Consider the following 25,779-nt stretch of genomic DNA (forward strand, 5'->3'; position numbering starts at 1 on the left):
TCGACATGCAAGCAATGCGCGGCAAGCGACGCGCGGGCAAGCAATACGCGGGGCATCACATCATGCCGGTCGTGCCTGGGCGCCAACCGCCCGCCGGCCGGTCGGGCAGAGATACGGGAGAGGTGGTTTTGAGCCTTTGGACGAAAAAGACTATCGAGGAGGCCAGCGCCGACGGTGACGGCGATGAAAGCCGCCCGACCCTGGCACGCAGCCTGAACGCCTGGAACCTGACCGCGCTGGGCATCGGCGCCATCATCGGCGCCGGCATCTTCGTCCTGACCGGCTCCGCCGCCGCCCAGTACGCCGGCCCCGGCATCGTCCTGTCCTTCGTGCTGGCGGCCACCGCCTGCCTGTTCGCCGGCCTGTGCTATGCCGAGTTCTCGGCCATGGTGCCGGTGGCCGGCAGCGCCTACACCTACGCCTATGTCACGGTAGGCCAGTTCCTGGCCTGGATCATCGGCTGGGACCTGGCGCTGGAATACCTGTTCGCGTCGGGCACCGTGGCCGTCGGATGGTCGGGCTATTTCGTCAACCTGCTGAAACAGGTGGGCATCGTCATACCGGAGGCGCTGACCTCCGCCCCGCTGACGGTGAAGGACGGCTTCCATTTCCAGACCACGGGCGCCGTGCTGAACCTGCCGGCCGTGCTCATGGTTGGCCTCATCACCCTGCTGCTCTACGTCGGCATCCGCAATTCCGCCCGGGTCAACGGCATCATCGTCCTGCTGAAGCTGCTGGTGGTGTTCCTGGTCATCGGCTTCGGCCTGTTCTACGTGGTGCCCGCCCACTGGTCGCCCCTGATCCCGGCCGAGGTGGTCGACGACAAGGGCGCCCACTACGGCTGGGGCGGCGTGCTGCGTGGCGCCGGCGTGATCTTCTTCGCCTACATCGGCTTCGACGCCGTTTCCACCACCGCGCAGGAAGCGGTGCGGCCGCAGCGGGACATGCCTATCGGCATCCTGGGATCCCTGGCGTTCTGCACCGTGCTGTACATCCTGATGTCGCTGGTGCTGACCGGCCTGGTGCCCTACACCGAGCTGAACGTGCCACACCCCGTGGTCATCGCCATCGAGGCGGTGCGGCAGTTGCATTGGCTGGCCCTGCCGGTGGACATCGGCGCCGTGGCCGGCCTGACCACCGTCATGCTGGTCATGATGCTGGGCCAAAGCCGCGTGCTGTACGCCATGTCGCGCGACAAGCTGCTGCCGCCGGTGCTGAGCAAGGTGCACCCCACCTACCGCACACCGCACGTGGCCACGGTGGTGACCGGCGTGCTGGCCGCCCTGCTGGCCGGCCTGTTCCCCATCGACATCCTGGGTGAGCTGGTTTCCATCGGCACGCTGCTGGCCTTCGCCATCGTCTGCGGCTGCGTGCTGGTGCTGCGCATCACCCAGCCGGCCATGGCGCGTCCGTTCAAGACACCGCTCTTCTGGCTGGTCTGCCCCCTGGGCGTGCTGGTTTGCGGCTACCTGATGTATGGCCTGCCCGGCGACACCTGGCTGCGTCTGGTCATCTGGATGGTCATCGGCTTCTTCGTCTATTTCCTCTACAGCCGCCGCCGCGCCGCGTAAGCGCCGGGCCAAAGGCTGAACAAGCGGGGCCGGGTGACACGTTCGCTCGGCCCTTCCTGTTTCTTGAGGGGATTGATTAACGCCGGGCGAAGCTGCCCAGGGGGCCGCCGGTGGCGGCGGGCCAGCCGAAGCCCAGCACGGCCATCAGGTCGGCGGCGACGGCGTCGTTCACCACGCCCTCGGCCAAGGCCGTCACCATGGCGGTCCGTACGGCCGCCATTAGGCGCGGGCCCGTGTCCGCCGGGGCGGGATCGTCGGGCGGACGCTTCAGGGCCGCCAGCACGCCCACGGCCCCCTCCTCCCCCACAAGATTCGTCACCGTGGCGTAGCCCAGCCGACGGGCCAGGGCCCAGGGGCCCTCCGCCAGGCCGGCGGCGCGGGCGGCGGCGTCAACGTCGGCGGCCCCCACCGTGGGCCCGACGTCCAGGGCGGCGCGGAAATAGGCGGCGGTCAGCCGGGCCAGGAAACGGCCCTCGCCATCCTCCACCCGGAAGGGCGTGCGGCCCAGGCGCCGCGCGGCATCCACGGCGATGGACAGAGCGGGCGCCGAGGTGGCGGGCCCCGCCACCACCTCCGCCACCCCGCCATCGGCCGGCAGGTACAAGCCCACTAGGCGGTCGGGCCAGGCGAGGCCCTGCGCCACGGCGCCGACGCGCAGGCGCGGCCCGGTCAGCACCAGCAACGCGTCCTCGCCCAGCGCCGCCTCGGCCTTCGCCAGCAGGGCGCGCTTGGCCGCCACATCCTCGCGGCTGGCGTCGAACAGAATTTCGATCTTGCGCTCACCCAGCCTGGCGGGCGTCAGGTCGTCCAAGCCTTCGGCATCGGCCACGGCATGCACGTCCAGTCCGGCGCGGCGGGCCGCCAGGGCCACGGCGTCGGCCGCCGGCCCCCGGCCCAGCACGGCCACGCGCGACAATTCCGCCGCCGGCAGGGCCGGCCGCCAGGCGGCCTTGTCCGCCTCCCCCTTCGCCACCACCAGGGTGCGGACCAGGGCCGCCACCTCCCCCCGGCGCAGCAGGCCGGCGGCCAGCGCCCGCTCCAGGGCCAGGCCCTCGTCGAGCGACAGGCCCAGGCCCTGGCTGACCGCCGTCTCGATGGCGGCGGTGGCGGAGGCCACGGCGATGGGCTTGCGCTTCTGCCCGACGATGAAGGGCGCCTCCACCACGTTGCCCAGCCGGGCGCGCACCCACGCCTTGGCGGCGCTGCGCACGTGGCTGGCCGGAACCACTTCGTTCACCAGCTTCAACTCCAGCGCCGCCGGCGCCGTCACCATATGGCCGCCGGACAGCAGGTCGTGCGCCCCCACCCAGCCCAGCAGGCGGGGCAGGCGCTGGGTGCCGCCGGCCATGGGCATCAGGCCCAGGCGCTGGTCGGGAAAGCCGAATTGCGCGGCGGGGTGGTCGGTGGACACGCGGTAGCCGCAGGCCAGCGCCAGTTCCAGCCCGGGCCCCAGGGCGGAGCCGCTGAGCGCCGCCGCGATGGGCTTGGCCGTCCCCTCCAGCCGCCGCAGGACGTCACCATAGGGGGCGATCGCGGCCAGCAGCGCGTCGTCGGACAGGCCAGGGGCCGCATCCGCCAGGGCCAGCAGGCCCAGCGGCTCCCGCCCCAGCAGGAAATGCCCCTTGGCCGAGGCGATGACCAGGCCGCGCACCTCCTCCCGGTCCTCCAGGACGGCGGCCAGTTCGTCCAGCGCCGCGATCAGGGTGTCATCCAGCAGGTTGGCGCGGCCGGGCGCGTCCAGCGTGGCGTAGGCGATGCCGTCGTCGTCGAGCGTCAGGTGCAGGGGCGCGGGGTCGGTCATGTCCCGCACTGTGCCGGGGGACCGGTGCGGCGGCAAGTGTCCCCGATGCCGCGAAGCCACCCTGCGCGACGGGAAAAGGACGCCGGCGGTTACCCGCCGACGCCCCTCATGAACCAAACTGCCAGATTGGTTCCAGAGTTTAGAACTCGCAGGTCACGCCCCACAGGAAGGTGCGGCCGCTGGAAGTGTTCACCTCGATGCGATGGGCGGTCAGGTCGGTGAACTGCACGATGTGCTCATCGGTCAGGTTCAGGCCCTCCAGCGTCACCTTGATGTGCGGGGTGACGTTGTAGTGGGCGGAGAAGTCGACGTTGTTGGTCGGCTCATAGGCCTCACCCACGTTGCCGTTGCCGCCGATGCTGTCCAGGTACTGGCTGCGGTAGGCCTCTGAGATGCGCACGCCCCAGGTTTCGGTCTCGTAGTACAGCGTGGCGTTGGCCGAGAAGCGCGACAGGTTGACCAGCGGCAGGTCGTATGACTTGCCGTTGATGATGGCGGGCGAACTGCCGTCGGCGAAGGTGCCGTTGGCGACCATGCCCAGGTGGTTGAAGGGAGCCGGCAGAAAGTCGAAGTCGCGCTGAACCGCCACTTCCACGCCCTTGATGCTGGCGCCGGAGACGTTCACCGGCTGGGAAACGTTGTAGGGCGTGGCGCCCGTCTGCCCCGGCAGCAGGAAGGACAGCGGATAGCCGGTGGCGGAATACGGCTCCGTCACCGTGGTGGCGCTGATGAAGGAGTTCAGCTTCTTGTAAAAGGCGCCGATGGATACGAAGCCGACCTTGCCGTCGTAGTATTCCAGCGCGCCTTCCACCGCGTCGGCGGTGAAGGGCTTCAGGTCCGGGTTGCCGATGGTCAGGCTGCCGCCGAAGGGGGCGGTGGTGATGGTGCCGGCGGCCTGCAGGTCGGACAGGGCCGGGCGGCTGATGTTGCGGTTGGCGCTGAGGCGCGCCACCAGATCGGGCTCCACGAAATAAGCCAGGTTGGCGGCCGGCAGGACGCCACTGTAAGTGTGCGGCACCGTCACCGGCTGCAGCACGCCGCCGGAATTGACCGAGCCGGCGGAGGTCAGGTCGGTGGAGTAGTAGCGCAGGCCGACATTGGCCTTCAGCCGCCGCTCCATGACGTCCGTGTCCAGGTCGTACTGGATATAGCCGCCCTTGGTGTCTTCCGTGACATGGTAGTCCGAGCCCGGCGACAGGAACTTGGCGTTTTCAATGTCCCGCGTCTGGCCGATCAGCTTGTAGATGGCGTCCACGTCGCCGACGACGTAGGGCACCAGGGTGTCGTAGGGCACCGTATACTTGGTGCTGGCCGGGACCGCCCTGTCCGCCGGGACGTTGTAGAAGACCTTGTTGTTGTACTGCGCGCCTTCATCCTCGAAGCGCTTGTATTCGAAGCCGGTCTTGATGGTGGAGCTGTCGCTCAGCGCGTATTCGAAGTCCAGCTTGGCGTTCTTGTAGGAATTGACGATCTTGTTGGCCTGGGTGTCCAGGCGCATGAGGTTCCACAGCGACGGGTCGGTGGTGTTGAAGCTGTAGGTGTTGACCGGCATGGTGGTGCGGTCGTCGAAGCCGATGCCCTGGTTCTTCGCCTCCAGGAACACCTTGTCGAAGTAGGGCAGCTCGTAGTCGGAGCGGGAGTAGCCCACCATCCCCTTCACCAGCAGCCGGTCGGTGATCTGGTCGGACCCGTGCAGCACCGTCTGATAGAAGTCGGTGCTGTCGCTTTCGGTGTTGTACTCGTTGCGCATGTCCACGCCGGTGTAGTTGGCGGCCACCAGGGTGTTGCCCTGGATGACGGCCGACTGCAGCACCTGGGTGCCCGACACGTTGCCGGTCAGGGCGTTGGTGCCGCCCGCCGCCATGGCGTAGTCCTTGCGGTCGTTGGTCAGGCGGCTATACAGGGCGTCAAAGCCCAGCTTCAGGCCGCTCTCCGGCTCATATTGCAGGGCCAGCGTACTGCCGAGGCGGGTGCGGTGGTCGAACCAGGTGGAATAGGTGTCGGCCTGTGGCGCGTAGATGGTGCCGGACTCCATCTTGGCGGCGTCGGCGGCGCTGACGCCCGGGCCGATGTTGGCCGGGTTCACCTTGATCTGGCTCCAGCCCCAGTTGCGGTAGCCATACTCGTTGCTGTCGTTGGTGCTGTAGGCCACCGACACCAGCGCGCCGAAGTCGCCCCAGCGGTTGGACAGCAGGCCCACCATGCGGGGCGTCACGCTGTCGGTGTTGCTGTTGTTCTGGCCTTTGGCGGAAAACACGGCCTTGAAGCCGTCGTAGTCAAAGGGCTTGGCGGTGCTGAGACCCACCGTGCCGCCGATGCCGCCCTCATCCTGCTCGGCGGCGTAGGACTTTTCCACCGTCACGCGGTCGAACAACTCGGAGGCGAACAGGCTGTAATCGAAGCTGCGGGTGCGGCTGACGGCGCCGCGGTTGTCCATGCCCGACGCCGTGTTGCCCAGCACCTCCATGCCGTTCAGCTGGGTGCGGGTGAAGTCCGGCCCCAGGCCGCGCAGGGTGATCTGCCGGCCTTCGCCGGAATCGCGGTTAATGGTGACGCCGGGCACGCGCTGCAGCGATTCCGCCAGGTTCAGGTCGGGAAACGCGGCGATGTCTTCCGCGACGATCACCTCCTCCGATCCCACGGCCTCGCGCTTCAGGGCCTTGGCCTGCGCCAGGCTTTCCCGGAAGCTGGTGACCACCACCTCTTCCAGCGGGTCGTCATTGACGCGCGCCTGCGGCTTGGGCGCGGTGACCGGGGCCTTGGCGGGCGTTCCCACCTGCAGGACAACCACGGCGCCGTCATCGGACGACACCACCAGGGGCGTGCCCTGCAGCAGCGTGGCCAGGGCCTTCTTGCGGTCCAGCTCGCCATGGATGGCCTGGGTGCTGATGCCGTCCAGCTGGCCCGCCGGCGCCACGATCTGGATGCCGGCCTGCTTGGCGAAGGCCGGAATGGCGCTGACCGCCGGCTGGGCCGGCAGGTCGAAGCTGCGCGTCTGGGCCACGGCGGGCGCGCTGAACGCGATGACGGCGGACGCCGCGCCGCACAGCAGCATCGGGCGCAAAGACTTGAACATTCTCACTGACTCCCCCAGCAATATCAGTGTCTGACTGCCATTCGCGGGGCGTTCATCGCCCTCACGCCCCTTAGATTATTTTGGGGAGCCAACCAAGCCATCCGTAATGAAACTTTTATATTTTGTAGTTCTCATTGTTTAATTTGGATGACGCGGGTGTTTCGACTTCGCGTCACGGCCATTCATCTGCATGCTAGCCTTATTTATAAAGGGTGATGACATCCCCTTCCCGCTTGCTCTTGATGCGCAGGCCCAGGGCGATGGCGCGGGCGAAGCCGGCCGGGTCGGTGGCGGCGAACAGACCGGAGATGCGCTCATGCGCCGGTGCCCCCTTCACCATGATCTTCTGCACGGAATAGCGGGCGAACTCGGCCGCCGCCTCCGCCAGGGTCACGCCTTCGAAGGACAGCAGGCCCTCGCGCCACATCAGGCTACGCCCCAGGGCGCCCGCCGACATGTCGCGCAGGGAGACCTGCACCTCCTCCACCCCCGCCGCGTTGTGGCCGATGCGCACCTCCGCCTCCTGGTTGGCGGTGACGTGGGTGCCGTTGGTGGCGCCGACGGGCGGCGTCCATAGCCGTTCCAGCGCCTGCCACGCCGTGGCGGGCGGGGCCGGCGGCGGCAGTTCCACCGCCACCCGGCCGCTGGTCACTTGCACGCGCATGCCACCCCCCTCCTCCGCCAACCGCACGGCATAGGCGGTGCCAACGGCCCGCGCCTGCGCCTTGGGGCCCTGGACGACGAAGGGTCGGTCAGGATTCTTGGCCACCTCGAAATAGGCCTCACCCTTCAGCAGGCGGATGGTGCGGCTGTCCTCGCGGTAGTCGACCTCCAGCACGCTGTCGGTGTTCAGCGTGATCCTGGACCCGTCGGGCAGCGGGATGCGCCGCACCTCCCCCACCTCGGAGGCATAGCGGCGGCCGGCGGCGGGCGGCGGGCGGCGGACGAGAACGGCGGCGCCCAGGACAGACGCGGCCGCTCCCATCAGCAGGGCGCGGCGCGGCAGCGTATCCCATTGGGCCACGGACGGCGCTGGCGGCCGGCGCAGCACGCGCATGGCCAATTCCATACGCGGGCTGACGAAATAGGCCTGGGCGCGGGCCAACGCGCCGACGCAGCGGATGTCGCTGTCCAACCAGGCCGACAGGTCCGCTTCTTCGGCCGGGGTCAACTCACCGGCGTCCTGGCGGGCGACCCAGCGGGCCGCCGCCTCATCAATGGACTTTGCGCTTTGCCGCTGCGTGATCACGCTCTACCGACCTCGTCTTCTTCTTTTGATCCGCAACGCCGTCCTCATCGGCCTCTTCCCGGCCCAATTGGGCCAGCAGCAGCTTGATGCCCCGCGCCACCTGCTTCTGGATGGTGTGCTGCGACAGGTTCATGCGCCGGGCGATCTCCTGCTGCGACAACCCCTCCACCCGGCGCATGACGAAGGCGGCGCGCGTCTTGCGCGGCAGGGCCTCGATGGCGCGCCGCACATGCTCCAGCTCGGAACCGGGCCAGCACCGTATCCTCCGGCGACGGCTGATCCATCACCGCCTCCAGTGTGCCGATGTCGGCCACGGCGGTGATGGGCACCACGCGGGCATGGCGCAACTGCTGCAGGATGACGGAATGGGCGACCTGGAAGGTGTAGGTCTTGGGATCGAGGATGGCGTCCACCGAGGCCTTGGTGGCCAGGATGGCGTAGGTTTCCTGCACGACGTCGTCGACATCGCAGTGCAGGCCCCCCTTGCGCTTCAGCCAGGCGCGCAGCGCCGGCTCATGCGGCACGACGTGCAGCGCCAGCCACTGCGCCCGCTCAATCGTGATCTGCTTGGTGGATTTCAATGTCGCCCCGCATCTAAGCACTGCTCCCTAGATGCGCGGACTTTGTGACAGACGCCATTTGTCACGAAAATTTAGGAATTGGCGTCTGGCGACATCGGCGCATAATCCAGGCATATTGTTTCCATATCAGAACAACGGATGCCGTTATGGATTTGAACGCGGTCGCGATGTTCGTCGCCGTCATCAAAGCCCAAAGCTTTTCCAAGGCGGCCACGGACCTGGGCGTCACCAAGTCCACCATCTCCAAGAAGATCAGCGAGTTGGAGGCCTTCCTCGGCACCACCCTGATCCGGCGCACGACGCGCAGCCTGCAACTGACCCAGATGGGGGCGGAGTTCTACGAACAATGCGCCACCTCCCTCGCCGCGCTGCGCGATGCGGCGGAAAACGCCCAGGCGGCGGGGGCGGAACCGCGGGGGCATTTGCGTGTGACCTGCCCGGCGGACTTCGTGCCCGCCATCATGGGGCCGGTCTTCGCCGGCTTCATGCAGGCCTACCCCAAGATCACGCTCGAGGTCATCCTGACGGACAAGCCGCTGGACCTCGTCATGGACAACATCGACGTGGCGATCCGGATTGGAAACCTGAGCAATTCCGCCCTGATGTCCCGCCGCATCGGGCGTGAGGTTTTCCAGTTGCTGGCCAGCCCGGCCTATTTCGACCATGCGCCGCCATTGCGCGAACCGGGCGACCTGCGGGATCACGAATGCCTGATCTTCGCGCCCAAGCCCGAATTGCGGGTCTGGCACCTGCAGGATGGTGAGCGCCGGCTGCGGATAGAACCGGGCGTCAAGTTCATCTCCAACAACATCTCGATGATCAAGACGCTGGCCGTCCTGGGCGCCGGCATCACGCTGCTGCCCATCTCAAGCTGCCAGGAGGAGATCGCCGCCGGACGACTGTCGGTCCTTCTCCCCGAACTGTCGATGGGCGCCACGCCCATCCACCTCGTCTATCAGAAGCAGCCCTTCAAATCGCCCAAGATCCAGACCTTCGTCTCATACGTCGAAACGCACGTCCGAAGTCAATTTCCGTAGGCATGGATAGTTTCTTATAAGAAACAATGTTTTCATACTTCCATTCATTATCAAACAATCCTTGCCGGGGTACGGTTTGTCCAGATCGAAACGGGCACCGGCCCGTTGCCCCCGCGAAGGATCAAGGCGATGAAGATCCCCTCCAAATTCGGCCTGCTGATGCTGGCCCTCTTCTCCACGGCCGCCGCCGCCCATGCCGCCCCGGCCCAAACACAGGTGCTGGATACCGCGCCGGCGACGAATGAAGAGATCGCGGCCGCCCAGACGCTGATCGACAAGCATTTCGCGCTGTGGAACAGCAACGACATGTCGAAATACCGGCAGGCCTATGACGCGATCTACGCCAAGAATTTCCTGATGGCGGATTACAGCGGCCTGGCCCGGACCTACGACGATGTCGTGGCGCTGATCCAGAAGGTGCAGGCGGCGCATCCCGGCTTCCATTTCACGCCCAGGCCCGTCGCCATCAACCATGGCCTGGGCCGCGTCACCTGGGGCTACGGCCCCGCCGACGCCCCCACCCTCATCACCGGCGAAGACATCTTCACCATCGAAGACGGCAAGATCACCAGCCTTCGCGTCTTCCTGAACAAATAAGCCCCCAAGAGAGACATCATGAAATTCATCAACGCCTTCCTGGTGGCCGGGCTGCTGGCCATCGGCGCCCCCGCCCATGCGCAGGACGTGAAGGTCGCCGGCATCGACCATATCGGCATCACCGTTCCGAATCTGCGACAGGCGGAGGAGTTCTTCTCCAGCACCTTCGGCTGCGTGCCCGTCACCCACATCGGCCCCTTCCCGATGGCCACCTCCCTGTCGCCGGACCGCAAGCAGACCGTGGCTCCCCGCGCCACCAGTCTGTCGCTGGCCATGCTCCGCTGCGGCACCGGGTCGAACATCGAACTGTTCGCCTACAAGGACTCGACCGGTTCGACCCTCATCCCCAATAACGAGGATCTGGGGCAGTCGCACATCGCCTTCTACACCGACGACGTCAAGGCCGGCGCCGCCAAGCTGAAGGCCAAGGGCCTGCAGATCATCGGGGAACCCGTCACCATGCCCAGCGGCGACACCGCGGGGGAGAGCTGGGTGCATTTCCTGTCGCCCTGGGGGTCGGAGATGGAACTGGTCGGCTATCCCAACGGCAAGGGATATGAGAAGACCGCCAAGGTGAAGCTGTGGAGCGCCAAGCACCCGGCCGACTGATCCCCTGGAACGAAAAAAGCCCCGACCGGTGTTCAAACCGATCGGGGCTTTTGTTCTGTAAAACGCTCACCTGCCCAGGGCCGAGGCCTCGCGCGCAAGCCTGGTGATGCCGGCCCAATCCTTGGCCGCCACCAGGTCCGCCGGGGTCAGCCAGGAGCCGCCGACGCAGGCGACGTTGGGCTGGGCCAGGTAATCGGGCGCCGTCTTCACGGTGATCCCACCCGTGGGGCAGAAGGTGACGCCCGGCAGGGGTGAGGCCAGCGACTTGATCAGCTTCAGGCCGCCCACCGCCTCGGCCGGGAACAGCTTCACATGGCGCAGGCCGCGGGCCTGCAGGGCCATGACCTCGGACGGGGTGGCGGTGCCGGGCAGGAAGGGCACACCCTTGGCCAGCACCTCATCCAGCAGGGCGGGATAGCAGCCGGGGCTGACGATGAACCGCGACCCGGCGTCCTGGACCCGGCCTACCTGGTCCGGCGTCACCACCGTGCCGGCGCCGACCACGGCGTCGGGCACCTTGGCGGCGATGATCTCGATGGCGGCCAGGGCGGCCTCGGTCCGCAGGGTGACTTCCAGCACCCGCACGCCGCCCTCGACCAGGGCCTCGGCCAGCGGCAGGGCGTCCTCGACCTTCTCGATGATCAGGACGGGAACGACGGGGCCCAGCGCCAGGATTTCGCCCACGCCGTACTTGCTCTGCGAACTCATGCGAAATCCTCTCCGAAGCTATGGGCGCCGTCCTCGGCACCGGTCACATGGGCGCGCATGGCCCCGAACAGGTTGCGGCCGGTCCCCCAGGTGTTGGCGGTCAGGTCGGGCGTGACAGCCGGGCGGGCGGCGAACTCGGCCGCGTCCACCAGGATGTCCAGCGTGCCCGCCTCACCATCCAGGCGCACGACGTCGCCGGTCTGGATGCGGGCAAGTGACCCGCCCTTCAGCGCTTCCGGCGTCAGATGGATGGCGGCGGGCACCTTGCCCGACGCGCCGGACATGCGGCCATCGGTGACCAGCGCCACCTTGAAGCCCTTGTCCTGCAGCACGCCCAGGGGCGGCGTCAGCTTATGCAGTTCCGGCATGCCGTTGGCGGCGGGACCCTGGAAGCGGACGACGGCGATGAAGTCACGCTCCAGCTCACCGCGCTTGAAGGCGGCCAGCATCTCATCCTGGCTTTCGAAGACGATGGCCGGCGCCTCGACGATACGGTGCTGCGGCTTCACCGCCGACACCTTGATGATGGCGCGGCCGGCGTTGCCGGTCAGCAGGCGGATGCCGCCCGACGGGTCGAACGGATCGGTGGCCGGACGCAGGATGCTGGTGTCGGCGCTGGTGGGCGTGCCGGCCCGCCAGGCGGCCTTGCCGTCCTTCAGCCAGGCCTCGTGGCGGTAGGCGTCCAGGCCGCTGCCCTGTTCCGTGCCGTCCACCACCGTGGCGACGTCGCCGTGCAACAGGCCGGCATCCAGCAAGCTGCTGATCAGGAACTGCAGGCCGCCGGCGGCGTGGAAATGGTTCACGTCCGAGACGCCATTGGGGTAGACCCGCGCCAGCAGGGGCACGGCCCCCGACAGGTCGCTGAAATCCTGCCAGTCGATATGGATGCCCGCGGCGCGCGCGATGGCCACCAGGTGCAGCGTGTGGTTCGTCGACCCGCCCGTGGCCAGCAGGCCCACGATGGCGTTGACGACGGTCCGCTCATCCACCAGGCGACCGATGGGCGTGTAGTTGCCCGCCTGTTCCGTCAACTGGGCCGCGCGCTGGGTGGCGGCCACGGTCAGGGCGTCGCGCAGGTCCGTGTTCGGATTGATGAAGGAGGCGCCCGGCAGGTGCAGGCCCATGATCTCCATCAGCATCTGGTTGGAATTGGCCGTGCCGTAGAAGGTGCAGGTGCCGGGGGAGTGGTAGGACTTGGACTCCGCCTCCAGCAGGTCGTCACGGGTGGCCTTGCCCTCCGCGTACAGCTGGCGGATGCGCGCCTTCTCCGGATTCGACAGGCCCGACGGCATGGGGCCGCCCGGCACGAAGATCGCCGGCAGATGGCCGAAGGACAAAGCGCCGATCAGCAGGCCGGGAACGATCTTGTCGCAGATGCCCAGGTACAGCGCCGCGTCGAACATGTCGTGCGACAGGGCGATGGCCGTGGCCTGGGCGATGACATCGCGGGAGAACAGCGACAGCTCCATGCCGTCGCGGCCCTGGGTAACACCGTCGCACATGGCGGGCACGCCGCCGGCGAACTGGGCCACCACGCCCGCCTCATGCGCCGCCTTCTTGATGATGGCGGGGAAGCGCTCGAACGGCTGATGGGCCGACAGCATGTCGTTGTAGGCCGACACGATGGCGATGTTGGATTTGCGATTGCCGGCCAGCGCGGCCTTGTCGTCGGCGGCACAGCCGGCGAAACCGTGGGCTAGGTTGCCGCAACCCAGCGCGCCGCGCCGCGGGCTCTGCCCCTTCTGCGCGTCCAGGCGCTGCAGATAACGGGCGCGGCTGTCCGCGCTGCGCTGGATGACGCGGTCGGTAACCCGCCGCAGGGTGTCGTGTAGCGCCATGGGGTCCTCCCTGGCTGATGAGCCATGAACGTGGGGGCGCCGGCGGGACCGGCGATGCGGTGCCGGCCCCGGGGGCGGAAATCGAATAAACTCCGCCGAACCGTTACAGTTCGGGGTCGTGCCAGCGGCGGCCGTCGCGGTCCAGCAGCAGGGCAGCGCTGATGGGGCCCCAGCCGCCGGCGGCGTAAGGATCCGGGCGCATGTCCGTCTGCTCCCAGCCGGCCAGGATGGTGTCGATCCAGGACCAGGCGGCGTCCACCTCGTCACGGCGCATGAACAGCGACGGATTGCCCCGCACCACGTCCATCAGCAGCCGTTCATAGGCCTCGGGATAGCGGTCCTTGAAGGCCTCCGCATAGGACAGGTTCAGCGGCACGGAGCGCAGGCGCAGGCCGCCGGGGCCCGGCACCTTGGTCATGATGTTCAGCTGCACGCCCTCGTCCGGCTGCAGGCGGATGACCAGGCGGTTGGCCATCAGTTCGCCCGAGCCCTTGGGGAAGACGCTGTGCGGCACGTCCTTGAACTGGACGACGATCTCGGAATAGCGGACCGGCAGGCGTTTCCCTGTGCGCAGGTAGAAGGGCACGCCGCTCCAGCGCCAGTTCTCGATCTCGGCCTTGATGGCGACCAGGGTCTCGGTATTGCTGGACCGGGTCAGCTCATCGGCGTAGCCCGGCACCGGCTGGCCGTTGATCGAACCGGCGCGGTACTGGCCGCGCACGGTCTTGACCTTCACGTCGGCCTGGGTGATGGGGCGCAGGGCCCGCAGCACCTTGATCTTCTCATTGCGGATCTGGTCGCCCGACAGATGGGCCGGCGGTTCCATCGCCACCAGGCACAGCAACTGCAGGAAGTGGTTCTGCACCATGTCGCGTAGGGCGCCGGCCTTGTCGTAGTACTCGGCCCGGCCTTCCACGCCCACGCTTTCGGCGACGGTGATCTGGATATGGTCGATCCAGCTGCTGTTCCACAGCGGCTCGAACAGGGCGTTGCCGAAGCGCAGGACCATCAGGTTCTGCACCAACTCCTTACCCAGGTAATGGTCGATGCGGTAGATGCGGTCTTCGGGGAAGACGGCGCCCACCTCCTCGTTCACGGCGTTGGCCGACTTGCCGTCATGGCCGATGGGCTTCTCCAGCACCACGCGGCAGGTATCGGTCACCAGGCCGGCGCTGGCCAGGTTGCGGCAGATGGCGCCGAACAGGCTGGGGGCCGTCGCCAGATAGCAGACGCGGGCCTTGTCCTCATGCCCCTTCAGCAGGGTCTGCAGGGGTTCCCAACCGGCCGGCTTGGTCGCGTCCAGCGACACATAGCCCAGGCGGGCGGAGAAACGCTCCCACACCGCGGTTTCCAGGTCGGCGGCCGGCACGTGGCGCTGCAGCGCCGCCCAAACCGTGGCCCGGAAGTCCTCCACCGTCTGGTCGGTGCGGCTGACGGCAATGATGCGGCTCTCGTCCGTCATCTGCCGGTCGCGCTCCCGGTAGTAGAGGCCCGGCAGCAGCTTGCGCATGGCGAGATCGCCGGTACCGCCGAAAACGACGAAATCGAAGGGATTGACTTGCAGCACTTCAGCCATGATGGCGCCTTGGCTTGGTTTCCCAGGGATGGCAGGGCCATCCGCCCGTTATCGATTATGCGGTTATTTCACTACCACAATTCCCTGGAAGTGCCACCGGAAAATCACCTCCTATGTAATCAGGTGGGCGATTTTCTGGTAATTCCGTAACATGACAGCCTTGCGGCGACCGGGACCTCCAGAAGCGGCGGCGCGTGGGCTCAGGCCTTCAGGCCGCCCATCAGCAGGTATTTCACCACCAGGTAATCCTCGATGCCGTACTTGGAGCCTTCGCGGCCCAGGCCGCTCTGCTTCACGCCGCCGAAGGGCGCCACCTCGGTGGAGATGATGCCCTCGTTGATGCCGACCATGCCGTATTCCAGGGCCTCCGCCACCCGCCAGATGCGGCCGATGTCGCGGCTGTAGAAGTAGGCGGCCAGGCCGAACTCGGTGTCGTTGGCCATGTGGATGGCTTCGGCCTCGTCCTTGAAGCGAAACAGCGGCGCCACCGGTCCGAAGGTCTCCTCCCGCGCCAGGATCATGTCCGGCGTGGCGTCCAGCAGCAGGGTGGCCTCGAAGAAGTTGCCCCCCAGGGCGTGCCGGCGGCCGCCCATGGCCACGCGGGCGCCCTTGGACACCGCGTCGGCGATGTGGCGCTCCGCCTTTTCCACGGCGGCGGCGTTGATCAGGGGGCCGGTGGTGACGCCCTTGTCGGCCCCGTTGCCCACGCGCAGGCGGCCCACCGCCTCCGCCAGGCGGGCGGCGAAGGCCTCGTAGACGCCGTCCTGCACCAGGATGCGGTTGGCGCAGACGCAGGTCTGGCCGGCGTTGCGGTATTTGGAGGCCATGGCCCCCTCCACCGCCGCGTCCAGGTCGGCGTCGTCGAAGACGATGAAGGGCGCGTTGCCGCCCAGTTCCAGCGACAGCTTCTTCAACGTGTCGGCGCTCTGCTTCATCAGCAGCTTGCCCACGGGCGTGGAGCCGGTGAAGGACAGCTTGCGCACCAGCGGGTTGGACGTCATCTCCCCGCCGATGGGCTTGGGATGGCCGGTGACGACGCTCAGCACCCCCGGCGGCACGCCCGCCCGCTCCGCCAGAACGGCCAGGGCCAGGGCGCTGTAGGGCGTCACCTCCGACGGGCGCACCACGATGGGGCAGCCGGCGGCCAGGGCCGGGCCGACCTTGCGGGTGATCATGGCGATGGGGAAGTTCCAGGGGGTGATGGCGGCGGCCACGCCGATGGGCTCCTTAACCACCACGATGCGCTTGTCACCGGCGAAGCTGGGGATGGTGTCGCCGTAGGCGCGCTTGCCCTCCTCCGCGAACCATTCGATGAAGCTGGCGCCGTAGGCGACCTCGCCCCGCGATTCGGCCAGGGACTTGCCCTGCTCCGCCGTCATGATGCGGGCCAGGTCCTCCTGCGCCGCCATGATCAGCTCGAACCAGCGGCGCATGACGGCGGCGCGGTCCTTGGCGGTGCGGGCGCGCCAGCCGGCCCAGGCGGCGTTGGCCGCCTTGATGGCCAACGCCGTCTCGGCGGCGCCCATGTCGGGAATGGTGCCGATGACCTCACCCGTCGCCGGGTTGTCGACGTCTATGGTGCCGCCGCCGTCGGCATCGACCCAAGACCCGCCGATGTAGGCCTGGTCCCGCAGCAGGCCGGGGTCCTTCAGCCCAAGGGCCTGAGCCGTGCGGATGAGGAGCCCGTGGGGGGCGCGAACGGGGGTATCCATGGCAAACCTCTTGTAACAACCGCCTGGGGGCATGGTTCTTACGTAGGCGGGTTCTGGGGGCGTTGCAATGCGGGGGGTGCCCCGGCCCAGGCAGCTCACAACCGCCCACCCCCAGCCTGCGTTCCCAGGTTGGGCTGAAATCCGGATCTTGGACCTTGGGGCTCAGGCCGCTTCGTGATCCGTATCCGGCTGGTCCCCCGACCGGCCCAAGGCACGGCGGGCCCGGACCAGGGCCTGGTCCAGGGTGCGGCCGAAATAAACCCGCGGCGGCTTCAGGCCCTGGGTCAGCAGCAGGCGCCGCGCCTCCGGATCGGCCAGGGCGATGGCCACGACCGCCCCCTGCTTGCGCGCCTTGGCCGCCAGCCCGTCGACAACGGTGACGGCCGTGGAATCCAGCAGCGGCACCGCCGTCAGGTCCAGCACGTAAGCCCGCGGCCGGGCAGCGATGCGGTCGAACAGGGCGGACACGCCGGCCGCCGCCCCGAAAAAGAACGCGCCGGACAGGCGGAAGACCAGGATGTCGTCGTCGTGCGTCTGAGGCTGGTCCGGCAGCGGGCCGGCGCGATCGGCCACGTCAGGGGCCACCAGGGGGGCGCCCCCTCCACCCGCAGGGTCCCGGCCATGCGGTGGATGAACAGCAGCGACCCGGTGGCGAAGCCGACGACGATGCCCAGCGTCAGGTCCCGCAGAACAGTCAGCAGGAAGGTGGAGAGCAGCACCGCGGCATCCCCCCAGGACGCGCGCAGCAACAGGCCGAAGGCATGTTTCTCCGCCATGTTCCAGGCGACGATCGCCAGCACCGCCGCCAGCGCCGGCAGGGGGATATAGCTGGCCAGCGGGGCGGCCACGGCCATGAACAGCGCCAGGAACACGGCGTGCGCCATGCCGGACACCGGCCCGCGCGCACCGGCCCGCACATTGGTGGCCGTGCGGGCAATGGTGCCGGTGACGCAGATGCCGCCGCAGAGCGCGCTGGCGATGTTGGCGACACCTTGCGCCACCAGCTCGGCGTTGGCCCGGTGGCGCCGGCCGGTCATGCCATCGGCCACCACGGCGGACAGCAGGCTTTCGATGGCGCCCAACAGCGCGAAGGACACCGCGTCCGGCAGGACCGCCAACACCAGGTCCGGCGACAGGGGCGGCAGATGGGGTGCCGGCAGGCTGCGCGGGATGCCGCCGAAACGCGTTCCGATGGTCTCGACCGGCAGGTGGGCAACCGCCGCGACCACGCTGGCCGCCGCCACCGCGATCAGCAGGACGGGCCATTGAGGGCGCCAGCGCCGCAGCAGCGCGATCAGAACGATGGTCGCCACCGCCGTACCCAGGGCGGCGGGGTTCAGCGTGGGCAGGGCCTGCCCCAAGGCCAGAAGCTTGGGCACGAGCGGCCCCGGCTCCTTGCCCGGCAGCGTCAGGCCCAGCAGGTCACGCGCCTGGCTGGCCGCGATGATGACGGCAATGCCGGCGGTGAAGCCCACTGTGACGGGATAGGGGATGTACTTGATGAAGGTGCCCAGGCGCAGGGCGCCGATGGCCATGAGGATCAGGCCGGACAGGACCACGGCCAGCGCCATGCCGCCCACTCCCAGCCGCTCCACCGACGCGGCGACCAGCACGATGAAGGCCCCGGCCGGACCGCCGATCTGGAACCGGCTTCCGCCCAGCAGCGAAACCAGGAAGCCGCCGACGATGGCCGTGTAAAGACCCCGATCCGGCGTAACGCCCGAGGCGATGGCGATGGCCATGGACAGCGGCAAGGCCACGATGGCCACGGTCAGGCCGGCCACCAGGTCGGCCCGCAGGTCGCGCAGGCCATACCCCTCGCGCAGCACCGTGACCAGTTTGGGTTTATAAAGTTCCCGCCAGCCTGGCTCCGCCATCGTCCTGTGCATGACGCCCCCTGTCGTTAATGCGCCGCACCCACCTTTGTCCCATACCATCGCCCAAGCGGGCCATCCGGCCTAACCCTTTCCCGCTCAGCCCTTCTTTTGGGCCGCCTTGCGTGCCTTCTGTTTGGCGGCGAAGGCGGCGGCCCAGCCTTCCTTCACCACTTGGCGGCCGCGCCCCACGGCCAGGGCGTCGGCCGGCACCGGCTGGGTGATGGTGCTGCCGCCGGCGATGAAGGCGCCGTCGCCCACCTGCACCGGCGCCACCAGGGTGGCGTTGGTGCCGACGAAGACGTTGCGTCCCACCTGGGTGCGGTACTTGAAGGTGCCGTCATAGTTGCAGGTGATGGCGCCGGCACCGATGTTGGTGCCATCACCGATGTCGGCGTCACCAACATAGGCCAGGTGGTTGGCCTTGGCGCCAGTGCCGAGGGTGGAGGCCTTGACCTCGACGAAGTTGCCGATGTGGGCGCCGGCGCCGATGTCGGAACCGGGCCGCAGGCGGGAATAGGGGCCGATGATGGCGTCCCGTCGCACCACCACGCCTTCCAGGTGGCAGAAGGGGCGGATGGTCACGCCATCCTCCACCACCACGCCGGGGCCGAACACCACGTTCTGGCCCACGCTGACGTCACGGCCCAGCACCGTGTCGGCCGAGAGCCATACCGTGTCCGGGTCGGCCAGGGTGGCGCCGTTCAGCATGGCCCGAACCCGCAGACGGCCCTGCATGATCTTCTCCAACGCCGCCTGTTCGACGCGGGAGTTAATGCCCTCCACATCCTGGGCATCGCCCTCCGCCACGGCGCAGGCATGGCCCTGGGCTCGGGCCACGGTCACGGCATCGGTCAGATAGTACTCACCCTTGGCGTTGGTGTTGCCGATGGCATCCAGGATGCCCCACATCCGGCGGCCATCGAAGGCCATCAGGCCGGCGTTGCACAGGCCGATGGCCCGCTCCGCCGGCGTGGCGTCCAGGAACTCCACGATCTTGGTCAGCCGGCCCTCGGCGTCCTGCACCAGGCGGCCATAGGCCTTGGGGTCGGCCGGGCGCATGCCCAGCACGGCCACGGCCGGGTCGCCGGCGCCGCGCCGGGCCTGTACCAGCATGGACAGCGTCTCCGGCCGCACCAGGGGCGTGTCGCCAAACAGCACCAGCACGTCGCCGTCGAAATCGCCCAGCGCCTGGCGTGCGGCCTTCACCGCGTCGGCGGTACCCAGCTGGTTGGGCTGCAGCACGGTGGCGTGCGGCGCCACGGCCTTGGCCACCCCCTCCTGCCCCGGTCCCACCACCACGATGACACGGTCAGGGTTCAGCGCCGACGCCGCCCGCAGGACATGGGCCACCATGGGCTCATTGGCGATGGGGTGCAGGACCTTGGGCAGGTCCGACTTCATCCGGGTGCCCTTGCCCGCGGCCAGGACGATGCAAGCGAGGGAGGGCGACGTCTGAGCGGTCATGGGCTATAACCTTGTTACGGCACTGTTCAGGGCGCGACACGTCGTCAGATGGGATGAGCCCGGTCCCGACGCCATTGCCAGCACGGCCCCCTTACTGCCACAACGATGGTGTCTCGCGAAACCGCCATCGCCCGGATGCCGCCCCATGCGCCTCATGCCCGCCGCCGTCCTGTTCGATTTCGACGGAACGCTGATCGACAGCGCGCCCGACATCCTGACCGGCATCAACCGCCTGCTGGATGAGGAAGGCCTGCCCAACCTGGACCTGGCGCGGGTGCACCAGTTCATCGGCGACGGCGCCCCCATGCTGGTGACCCGCACCTTCGCCGCCGTGGGCCGGCCCCTGGACCCCGACTCGGTCCCCGCCATGACCGACCGCTACATGGCCATCTATGAGGCGTTGCCGGCGGATCCCTCCTGTGTCTTCCCCGGCGTGGCCGAAACGCTGGCCACCTTGAGCGCCGACATCCCCCTGGCCCTGGTGACCAACAAGCCGGAACGGGCCACCCACGCGGTGCTGGAGGCCATCGGTCTGGCCCCCCACTTCAAGGCGGTGGTGGGTGGCGACAGCCTGCCCACGCGCAAGCCGCACCCGGGCCCCCTGCTGCACGCCATGGCGCGGCTGGGCGCCGCCCCCGCCCACACCATCATGGTGGGCGACGGCGCCAACGATGTGACCGCCGGCCGTGCCGCCGGTTGCCAAGTCGTGTGTGTTACCTATGGCTATCCGCGCATGCCCGTGGAACAACTGGGGGCGACCGGCTGGTGGATCATTTCCACGATCTGCCGGCCGCCTTGGCGGACCTGGCCCTGGGGTAAGCGGCCGGGCCGGCATCACCGGCTTATTGGGGAAAGTCGCTTATGCGTGGTTTGGAAACCCGGGCCCAACGGGAAGAGTACCTGGACGCCCTGCTGGTCACGGGCACAGCCTTCATCCTGGCCGTGGCGCAATGGCGCCACATCGTCCACTTCTTCGACCAGTACCTGCTGCAGAACCTGCAGGCCGAGGTGGGCGTGCTGCAGGGCTATCCGCACTGGCGCTTCTTCCAGTCGCGTGTGCTGGCGCCCTTCCTGGAACATCTGATCGAGCTGGTGGGCGTGAACCTGACCAGCGCCCACGCCGTGGTCGCCGTGTTCGGTCTGACCGGCGCCGGCCTGGCCCTGTTCTACGCCGCCCAGGCGGCGGGAGGCCAGGGAACGGATGGACGGCAGAAGGCCTGGACGGCCTTGCTGGCCATGCACATCCTGTTCATGTCCCTGATGTCCAAGCCCTGGCTGTACATCTGGGACTTCGTCCTGGTGTTGACCACGGCGGTGTTCTACCTGTTGGTCCTGACCCTGGCGCCGTGGTGGGCCTTCCTGGCCCTGCTGGGCGTAGCCTGCCTCAACCACGAATTGGCCGTGTTCATCGGCGGCTACATGATGGCCAAGGCCGTCATCGACGCATGGGTGGAAAAGCGCCGGCCGGACTGGCGCTGGCTGGCGTCCGGCCTGCTGGGCAGCGTCGCCGCCTTCGCCATTATCGAATTCCTGCGCAAGATGCTGCTGAAGGAAGAAGTCGGCTATAAGATCTTCCGCGACATTCAGAAGTCATCCTCCACCACGTTCGACGCCTATTTCCATATCCAGGTGGGAGAGAATTTTGGCCAGTTCTACGACTGGATCACCGATCCCGGCCTGTCCTTGGAGCTGCTGATCCCCGTCTACCTGGCCACCGTGCTGGGCCTGACGGCGGTGATGGTGAAGCGGCACGGCGTCCGTGCCCTGTCGCTGGCGGCCTTCGTCGTGGTGCAGGTGCTGGCCGTGCTGGCCCTGGGCTTGACCAACGAGACGCGCACCCTGCTGCACCTCATCCCCTTCGTGGCCTTGGCCGGCATCTGGCTGAAGAGGCCCACGGCGGCGGCGCCCGGCCCTTTCGCCCCCTTACGGAACGATAAGGGGTCCTAGGGGGCGACGGGCTTGGTGGCGACAACACCCTCGACGTTGACGGTGTAGGTCTGCCTCTGGGCCGTCCCCATGGGATAGAAGACCTGCACCTCCAACACGTCCGCGCCCGTATAGCCGGGGGCCGGCTGGTACCACAGCTGCTGGGCGGGCATGGCCGTCTTGTTGCAGACGGCGCGGGGGTTGCCGGCGGGGAAGGTCGGATAATCCTTGCCATCCCGCAGGGTGGCGGTGCCATGCGCCGGCGGCGTGAGGATCTGCACCGTTATACCTTGGATCGGCGCGCAGTCCTCATGCAGTCCCTGATAGAAGTTCAGTTCCCGTTCCTGCCCGACGGGAACGGTGCGGGTCAGCGTGACCTGCTCCGGCATCGGCTTGCCGGCGGGCTTGACCGCCGTGACGCCGTTCATGGTGACGGGCACCACCTGCACATGCTGTTGCGCGCAGCCGGCCACGACGGCCACGGCCGCAATCCCCATCATCCAACGCCCAGCGGTCATCGCGTCCTCAAGGTTGAGGTCAAGATGCCGCCCTTTGCGGCATCTCCCGCATAGGTCGCATTAACCCGATGAACACAGCCATGTGACAAACAGCCGCCCCAGGGTTCCTTCCCCGGGGCGGCCGTCCGTCACGTCATATCCCTTTGGGCAAGCCCGGCGTCATCCCAGGCGGGACAGCGCCTCGGCCAGCTTGGCGCGGGTGCTATCTGCCTCGGCCCGGCGCTCCCGCTGCTCCTCGATCACCTCGGGCGGGGCCTTGTCGACGAAGTTGGGGTTGCCCAGCTTGGCATCGACCTTGGCGATCTCGCCCTCCAGCTTCTGGATTTCCTTGGCCAGGCGGGCCTTCTCCTTGGCGATATCAATGAAGTCGGCCAGGGGCAGGACCAGTGTCGCCTCGTCCACCACCGCCTGCACGGCGCCGGTGGCCGGCGCCTCCTCCGTCAGGGTGATGTCGGAGAGGCGCGCCAGCTTCAGGATCAGGTCGCGGTGCGTCGTCAGGCGGGCGGCGGTTTCAGCCCCCGCCCCTTTCACCAGCAGCGGCAACTGGGCCGACGGCGGCACGTTCATTTCCGACCGGATGGTGCGGATGGTGGAGATGAAGCGCACCACCCAGTCCATCTCGGCCTGGGCGCCGGCGTCCTTGTAGGCCGCCGGATAGTCCGGCCAGGCGGCGGTGATCAGGTCGCCGCGCTGCTGGCCCTCGCCCAGCTTCTCCCACAGCTCTTCCGTCAGGAAGGGCATGATGGGGTGCAGCAGATGCAGGATCTGGTCCAGCACCCAGGCGGTGACGGCACGGGTCTCGGCCTTCGCAGCCTCATCCTCACCCTGCAGGATGGGTTTGGTGAATTCCAGGTACCAGTCGCAGAAGCTGCCCCAGGCGAAGTGGTACAGGGCGTTGGCGGCATCGTTGAAGCGATAGCCCTCCAGCGCCTCGGTCACCTGCGCCGCGCAATCGGCCACCGCGCCCACGATCCAACGGTTGACCGTCTGGCTGAGGCCGGTGGGCGCGAAGCCCGGGACGGGCGCCACCTGGTTCATCTGGGCGTAGCGGGCGGCGTTCCACAGCTTGGTCGCGAAGTTGCGGTAGCCCTCGACGCGCGAGGTCGCCAGCTTGATGTCGCGGCCCTGGGCTGCCATGGCGGTTAGGGTGAAGCGCAGGGCGTCGCAGCCGTACTGGTCGATCAGGTCCAGGGGATCGATGACGTTGCCCTTGGACTTCGACATCTTCTGCCCCTTCTCATCCCGCACCAGGGCGTGGATGTAGATGGTGCGGAAGGGCACGTCGCCCATGAAATGGATGCCCATCATCATCATGCGGGCGACCCAGAAGAAGATGATGTCGAAGCCGGTGACCAGCACATCGCCGGGGTAATAGCGCGCCAACTCCGGCGTCTTCTCCGGCCAGCCCAGGGTGGAGAAGGGCCACAGGGCGGACGAGAACCAGGTATCCAGCACGTCGGCGTCGCGGGTCAGGGGCGTGGCGGCGCCGTAATGGGCATCCGCCTCGGCCTGGGCCTCGGCCTCCGTCTCGGCGACGAAGAATTTGCCATCCGGCCCGAACCAGGCCGGGATTCTGGTGGCCCCACCACAGCTGGCGGCTGATGCACCACGGCTGGATGTTGCGCATCCACTCGTAATAGGTGTTTTCCCACTGCTTGGGCACGAACTGGGTCTTGCCCTGCTCCACCGCCTCCAGCGCGGGCTTGGCCAGGGTGACAGCGTCGCAATACCACTGGTCGGTCAGCCAGGGCTCGATGACCACGCCGCTGCGGTCACCGTGCGGCTGCATCAGGGTGTGGGGGTCGATCTTTTCCAACAGGCCCAAAGCCTCGATCTCCTCCACCACCTTCTTGCGGGCGGCGAAGCGATCCAGTCCCTGGTACTCGGCCGGCGCATGCTCGTTCAGCTTCGCGTCGCGGTCGAACAGGTTGATCATGGGCAGGTTGTGCCGCTTACCGACCTCGAAATCGTTGAAGTCATGGGCGGGAGTGATCTTCACGGCACCGGTGCCGGTCTCCGGATCGGCGTATTCGTCGGCGACGATGGGGATGCGGCGGCCGGTGATGGGCAGGATGACATGGCGGCCCACCAGATCCTTGTAGCGTTCATCGTCCGGATGCACGGCGACGCCGGTGTCGCCCAACATTGTCTCGGGCCGTGTGGTGGCAACGGTGATAAAGGTATCCGCCATGCCTTCCACCGGATAGCGGAAGTACCACAGGCTGCCCTTCACCTCCTTCTGCTCGACCTCCAGGTCGGAGATGGCGGTGTGCAGCTTGGGGTCCCAGTTCACCAGGCGCTTGTCGCGATAGATCAGGCCCTGGCGGTATAGCTCGACGAACACCTTACGGACCGCGGCGTTCAGGCCCTCATCCATGGTGAAGCGTTCACGTGACCAGTCGGGGGAAGCGCCCAGGCGGCGCAGCTGACGGGTGATGGTACCGCCGGACTCGGCCTTCCACTCCCAGACCTTCCGCAGGAAGGCCTCACGGCCCATCTCGGCACGCGTCTTGCCTTCCTTGGCCAGGTTGCGCTCCACCACCATCTGGGTGGCGATGCCGGCGTGATCCGTGCCCGGCTGCCACAGGGCGTCGCGGCCGCTCATGCGGTGATAGCGGATCAACAGGTCCTGCAGCGTGAAGGTCAGCGCGTGGCCCATGTGCAGGCTGCCCGTCACGTTGGGCGGCGGCATCATGATGGTGTAGGGCTGGGCGTTGCTGTCCACATGGGCGGCGAAAGCGCCCGAGCGCTCCCAGCGCTCATAGCGGCTGCTTTCGACATCGGCGGGGGAGAAGGTCTTGTCCAGCATGGCGGGCACCTGAAATCACGGGCTCAAAACAAAAGAAAAGGGCGGCGCGGGGTCCGGCGCCGCCCCCTATGACACGACATTACTGTGCCAAGGTTTATCGAAGCGGCGCGCCTCAGTCGAGTCCGCGCCGTACCACCTTCTCGATCTCGCGCTTGACCAGGCGCTCGACCAGCGAGGGCAGGTTCTCATCCAGCCATTCGCGCAGGATGGGGCGAACCAGGACGTGGACGATCTCCTCCAGCGTGACGTCGGAGCGACCGATGGGCCCCTCCCCCGTCAGGCTGGGGCCACCGCGGCGGAAGCTGGACAGGCCGGAGAAGGCGCGGCTGGCGGCCTCTTCCGTGAACTGCGACATCAGCCGGTCGTCGTCCATGGGCGGTGGCGGACGGCGCGGCGGCGGGGGCGGCGGCTCATACGCGAACGGATCCGGCAGGGGCTCAGGCTCCGGCTCGGGCTCATCCGGGATGATGTCCGTCAGTTCCAGCACGTCATCCTCCGGCGGAGGCGGCGGCGGCGGCGGAGGAGGAGGAGGAGGCATGGGCACCGCCTCGAAAATGTCGTCCTCCGGCGGGGGCGGAGGGGGAGGCGGCGGGGGGGAGGCGGCGCCTCCGGCTCAGGCGGCGGGGCGTCGGTGTCTTCAGAAATGATCCGCCGGATGGAGGCGAGGATCTCCTCCATCGAAGGTTCTTGTTGTGACTTGTCAGCCATTGTTGCCTAACCTGACCTGTAACGGCGTGGACCTGTAAGCGCGCGGGCCCCGTACCGATGTAGGGCACCGACATTCGGGGCAGCCTAGGGCAAGAACAGTAAAAATGCCATTGGGTTAATCA

At 67.8% G+C, this 25,779-nt stretch carries 18 protein-coding genes and 2 pseudogenes; 5 read left to right on the plus strand and 15 right to left on the minus strand.

The window, feature by feature from the left end:
- Nucleotides 1-122: 122 nt before the first annotated feature.
- Entirely contained in the window at nucleotides 123-1,571 is a 1,449-nt protein-coding gene (locus UAA55_RS17865) for an amino acid permease (protein ID WP_322954393.1), read from the plus strand.
- A 76-nt stretch (nucleotides 1,572-1,647) separates the two neighbouring features.
- On the opposite strand, the gene UAA55_RS17870 is transcribed toward UAA55_RS17865, so the two are convergent.
- The 5 genes and pseudogenes from UAA55_RS17870 to UAA55_RS31355 form a co-directional block, all read right to left on the minus strand.
- A complete protein-coding gene (locus UAA55_RS17870) occupies nucleotides 1,648-3,372 on the minus strand; it encodes an enoyl-CoA hydratase-related protein (protein ID WP_322954394.1) in 1,725 nt (574 codons plus the stop codon).
- A 139-nt stretch (nucleotides 3,373-3,511) separates the two neighbouring features.
- Entirely contained in the window at nucleotides 3,512-6,448 is a 2,937-nt protein-coding gene (locus UAA55_RS17875) for a TonB-dependent receptor (protein ID WP_322954395.1), read from the minus strand.
- Nucleotides 6,449-6,647: 199 nt separating this feature from the next.
- Complete coding sequence (locus UAA55_RS17880; protein ID WP_322954396.1) at nucleotides 6,648-7,697, minus strand: FecR family protein; 1,050 nt, start codon at nucleotides 7,695-7,697, stop codon at nucleotides 6,648-6,650.
- On the minus strand, nucleotides 7,663-7,875 hold the full coding sequence (locus UAA55_RS31350) for a sigma factor-like helix-turn-helix DNA-binding protein (protein ID WP_416235201.1): 213 nt from the start codon (nucleotides 7,873-7,875) through the stop codon (nucleotides 7,663-7,665). Before UAA55_RS31350 ends, UAA55_RS17880 begins: the two co-directional genes overlap by 35 nt.
- A gap of 166 nt (nucleotides 7,876-8,041) precedes the next feature.
- A pseudogene (locus tag UAA55_RS31355) lies at nucleotides 8,042-8,299 on the minus strand (sigma factor); the annotation flags it as partial.
- 125 nt (nucleotides 8,300-8,424) lie between these two features.
- On the opposite strand from UAA55_RS31355, the gene UAA55_RS17890 reads away from it, so the two are divergent.
- The 3 genes from UAA55_RS17890 (at nucleotide 8,425) to UAA55_RS17900 (ending at nucleotide 10,521) form a co-directional block, all read left to right on the plus strand.
- Nucleotides 8,425-9,315, plus strand: a complete 891-nt coding sequence (locus UAA55_RS17890; RefSeq protein WP_322954398.1) for a LysR family transcriptional regulator — start codon at nucleotides 8,425-8,427, stop codon at nucleotides 9,313-9,315.
- A gap of 129 nt (nucleotides 9,316-9,444) precedes the next feature.
- Entirely contained in the window at nucleotides 9,445-9,912 is a 468-nt protein-coding gene (locus UAA55_RS17895; RefSeq protein WP_322954400.1) for a nuclear transport factor 2 family protein, read from the plus strand.
- A gap of 18 nt (nucleotides 9,913-9,930) precedes the next feature.
- On the plus strand, nucleotides 9,931-10,521 hold the full coding sequence (locus UAA55_RS17900; RefSeq protein WP_322954402.1) for a VOC family protein: 591 nt from the start codon (nucleotides 9,931-9,933) through the stop codon (nucleotides 10,519-10,521).
- Between the two features lie 66 nt (nucleotides 10,522-10,587).
- Here the strand turns inward: UAA55_RS17900 and eda are convergent, their stop codons facing one another.
- From eda to glmU, 7 genes are all read right to left on the minus strand, one after another.
- Complete coding sequence (eda, locus tag UAA55_RS17905) at nucleotides 10,588-11,229, minus strand: bifunctional 4-hydroxy-2-oxoglutarate aldolase/2-dehydro-3-deoxy-phosphogluconate aldolase (protein WP_322954403.1); 642 nt, start codon at nucleotides 11,227-11,229, stop codon at nucleotides 10,588-10,590.
- Entirely contained in the window at nucleotides 11,226-13,067 is a 1,842-nt protein-coding gene (gene edd, locus UAA55_RS17910) for a phosphogluconate dehydratase (RefSeq protein ID WP_322954405.1), read from the minus strand. Before edd ends, eda begins: the two co-directional genes overlap by 4 nt.
- Before the next feature lie 103 nt (nucleotides 13,068-13,170).
- Nucleotides 13,171-14,643, minus strand: coding sequence for a glucose-6-phosphate dehydrogenase (zwf, locus tag UAA55_RS17915; protein WP_322954407.1), 1,473 nt, complete (start codon nucleotides 14,641-14,643; stop codon nucleotides 13,171-13,173).
- A gap of 200 nt (nucleotides 14,644-14,843) precedes the next feature.
- Nucleotides 14,844-16,355, minus strand: a complete 1,512-nt coding sequence (locus UAA55_RS17920; protein ID WP_322954409.1) for an NAD-dependent succinate-semialdehyde dehydrogenase — start codon at nucleotides 16,353-16,355, stop codon at nucleotides 14,844-14,846.
- Between the two features lie 162 nt (nucleotides 16,356-16,517).
- On the minus strand, nucleotides 16,518-16,874 hold the full coding sequence (locus UAA55_RS17925; protein WP_322954487.1) for an STAS domain-containing protein: 357 nt from the start codon (nucleotides 16,872-16,874) through the stop codon (nucleotides 16,518-16,520).
- The gene (locus UAA55_RS17930) at nucleotides 16,766-18,244 is read right to left on the minus strand and encodes a SulP family inorganic anion transporter (protein ID WP_322954411.1); all 1,479 of its coding nucleotides are present in this window, start codon (nucleotides 18,242-18,244) and stop codon (nucleotides 16,766-16,768) included. The genes UAA55_RS17925 and UAA55_RS17930 overlap by 109 nt, the downstream gene beginning before the upstream one ends.
- A gap of 84 nt (nucleotides 18,245-18,328) precedes the next feature.
- Complete coding sequence (gene glmU / locus UAA55_RS17935; protein WP_322954412.1) at nucleotides 18,329-19,696, minus strand: bifunctional UDP-N-acetylglucosamine diphosphorylase/glucosamine-1-phosphate N-acetyltransferase GlmU; 1,368 nt, start codon at nucleotides 19,694-19,696, stop codon at nucleotides 18,329-18,331.
- A gap of 145 nt (nucleotides 19,697-19,841) precedes the next feature.
- Here glmU and gph point away from each other — a divergent pair, with 145 nt between their 5' ends.
- Entirely contained in the window at nucleotides 19,842-20,780 is a 939-nt protein-coding gene (gph, locus tag UAA55_RS17940) for a phosphoglycolate phosphatase (RefSeq protein ID WP_322954414.1), read from the plus strand.
- Between the two features lie 859 nt (nucleotides 20,781-21,639).
- Here gph and UAA55_RS17945 read toward each other — a convergent pair.
- The 3 genes and pseudogenes from UAA55_RS17945 to UAA55_RS17955 form a co-directional block, all read right to left on the minus strand.
- The gene (locus UAA55_RS17945) at nucleotides 21,640-22,122 is read right to left on the minus strand and encodes a hypothetical protein (RefSeq protein WP_322954416.1); all 483 of its coding nucleotides are present in this window, start codon (nucleotides 22,120-22,122) and stop codon (nucleotides 21,640-21,642) included.
- A gap of 177 nt (nucleotides 22,123-22,299) precedes the next feature.
- Nucleotides 22,300-24,949: pseudogene (locus UAA55_RS17950) on the minus strand (valine--tRNA ligase).
- A gap of 112 nt (nucleotides 24,950-25,061) precedes the next feature.
- Nucleotides 25,062-25,487: a PopZ family protein gene (locus UAA55_RS17955; RefSeq protein ID WP_322954418.1), complete on the minus strand. Its 426-nt coding sequence runs from the start codon at nucleotides 25,485-25,487 to the stop codon at nucleotides 25,062-25,064.
- Nucleotides 25,488-25,779 lie beyond the last annotated feature (292 nt).

Origin of the sequence: Nitrospirillum guanabarense, assembly GCF_034653355.1 — a bacterium.
GTDB lineage: Bacteria > Pseudomonadota > Alphaproteobacteria > Azospirillales > Azospirillaceae > Nitrospirillum.

Bases quoted from the DNA above. Each gene is read 5' to 3' on its own strand.
- UAA55_RS17895 (WP_322954400.1), top strand. From the start codon at position 9,445: ATGAAGATCCCCTCCAAATTCGGCCTGCTGATGCTGGCCCTCTTCTCC.
- UAA55_RS17955 (WP_322954418.1), bottom strand. From the start codon at position 25,487: ATGCCTCCTCCTCCTCCTCCGCCGCCGCCGCCGCCTCCGCCGGAGGAT.
- UAA55_RS17870 (WP_322954394.1), bottom strand. From the start codon at position 3,372: ATGACCGACCCCGCGCCCCTGCACCTGACGCTCGACGACGACGGCATC.
- UAA55_RS17930 (WP_322954411.1), bottom strand. From the start codon at position 18,244: ATGCACAGGACGATGGCGGAGCCAGGCTGGCGGGAACTTTATAAACCC.
- UAA55_RS17890 (WP_322954398.1), top strand. From the start codon at position 8,425: ATGGATTTGAACGCGGTCGCGATGTTCGTCGCCGTCATCAAAGCCCAA.
- UAA55_RS31350 (WP_416235201.1), bottom strand. From the start codon at position 7,875: ATGCGCCGGGTGGAGGGGTTGTCGCAGCAGGAGATCGCCCGGCGCATG.
- eda (WP_322954403.1), bottom strand. From the start codon at position 11,229: ATGAGTTCGCAGAGCAAGTACGGCGTGGGCGAAATCCTGGCGCTGGGC.
- UAA55_RS17875 (WP_322954395.1), bottom strand. From the start codon at position 6,448: ATGTTCAAGTCTTTGCGCCCGATGCTGCTGTGCGGCGCGGCGTCCGCC.
- glmU (WP_322954412.1), bottom strand. From the start codon at position 19,696: ATGACCGCTCAGACGTCGCCCTCCCTCGCTTGCATCGTCCTGGCCGCG.
- UAA55_RS17920 (WP_322954409.1), bottom strand. From the start codon at position 16,355: ATGGATACCCCCGTTCGCGCCCCCCACGGGCTCCTCATCCGCACGGCT.
- UAA55_RS17900 (WP_322954402.1), top strand. From the start codon at position 9,931: ATGAAATTCATCAACGCCTTCCTGGTGGCCGGGCTGCTGGCCATCGGC.
- edd (WP_322954405.1), bottom strand. From the start codon at position 13,067: ATGGCGCTACACGACACCCTGCGGCGGGTTACCGACCGCGTCATCCAG.
- UAA55_RS17945 (WP_322954416.1), bottom strand. From the start codon at position 22,122: ATGATGGGGATTGCGGCCGTGGCCGTCGTGGCCGGCTGCGCGCAACAG.
- gph (WP_322954414.1), top strand. From the start codon at position 19,842: ATGCGCCTCATGCCCGCCGCCGTCCTGTTCGATTTCGACGGAACGCTG.
- zwf (WP_322954407.1), bottom strand. From the start codon at position 14,643: ATGGCTGAAGTGCTGCAAGTCAATCCCTTCGATTTCGTCGTTTTCGGC.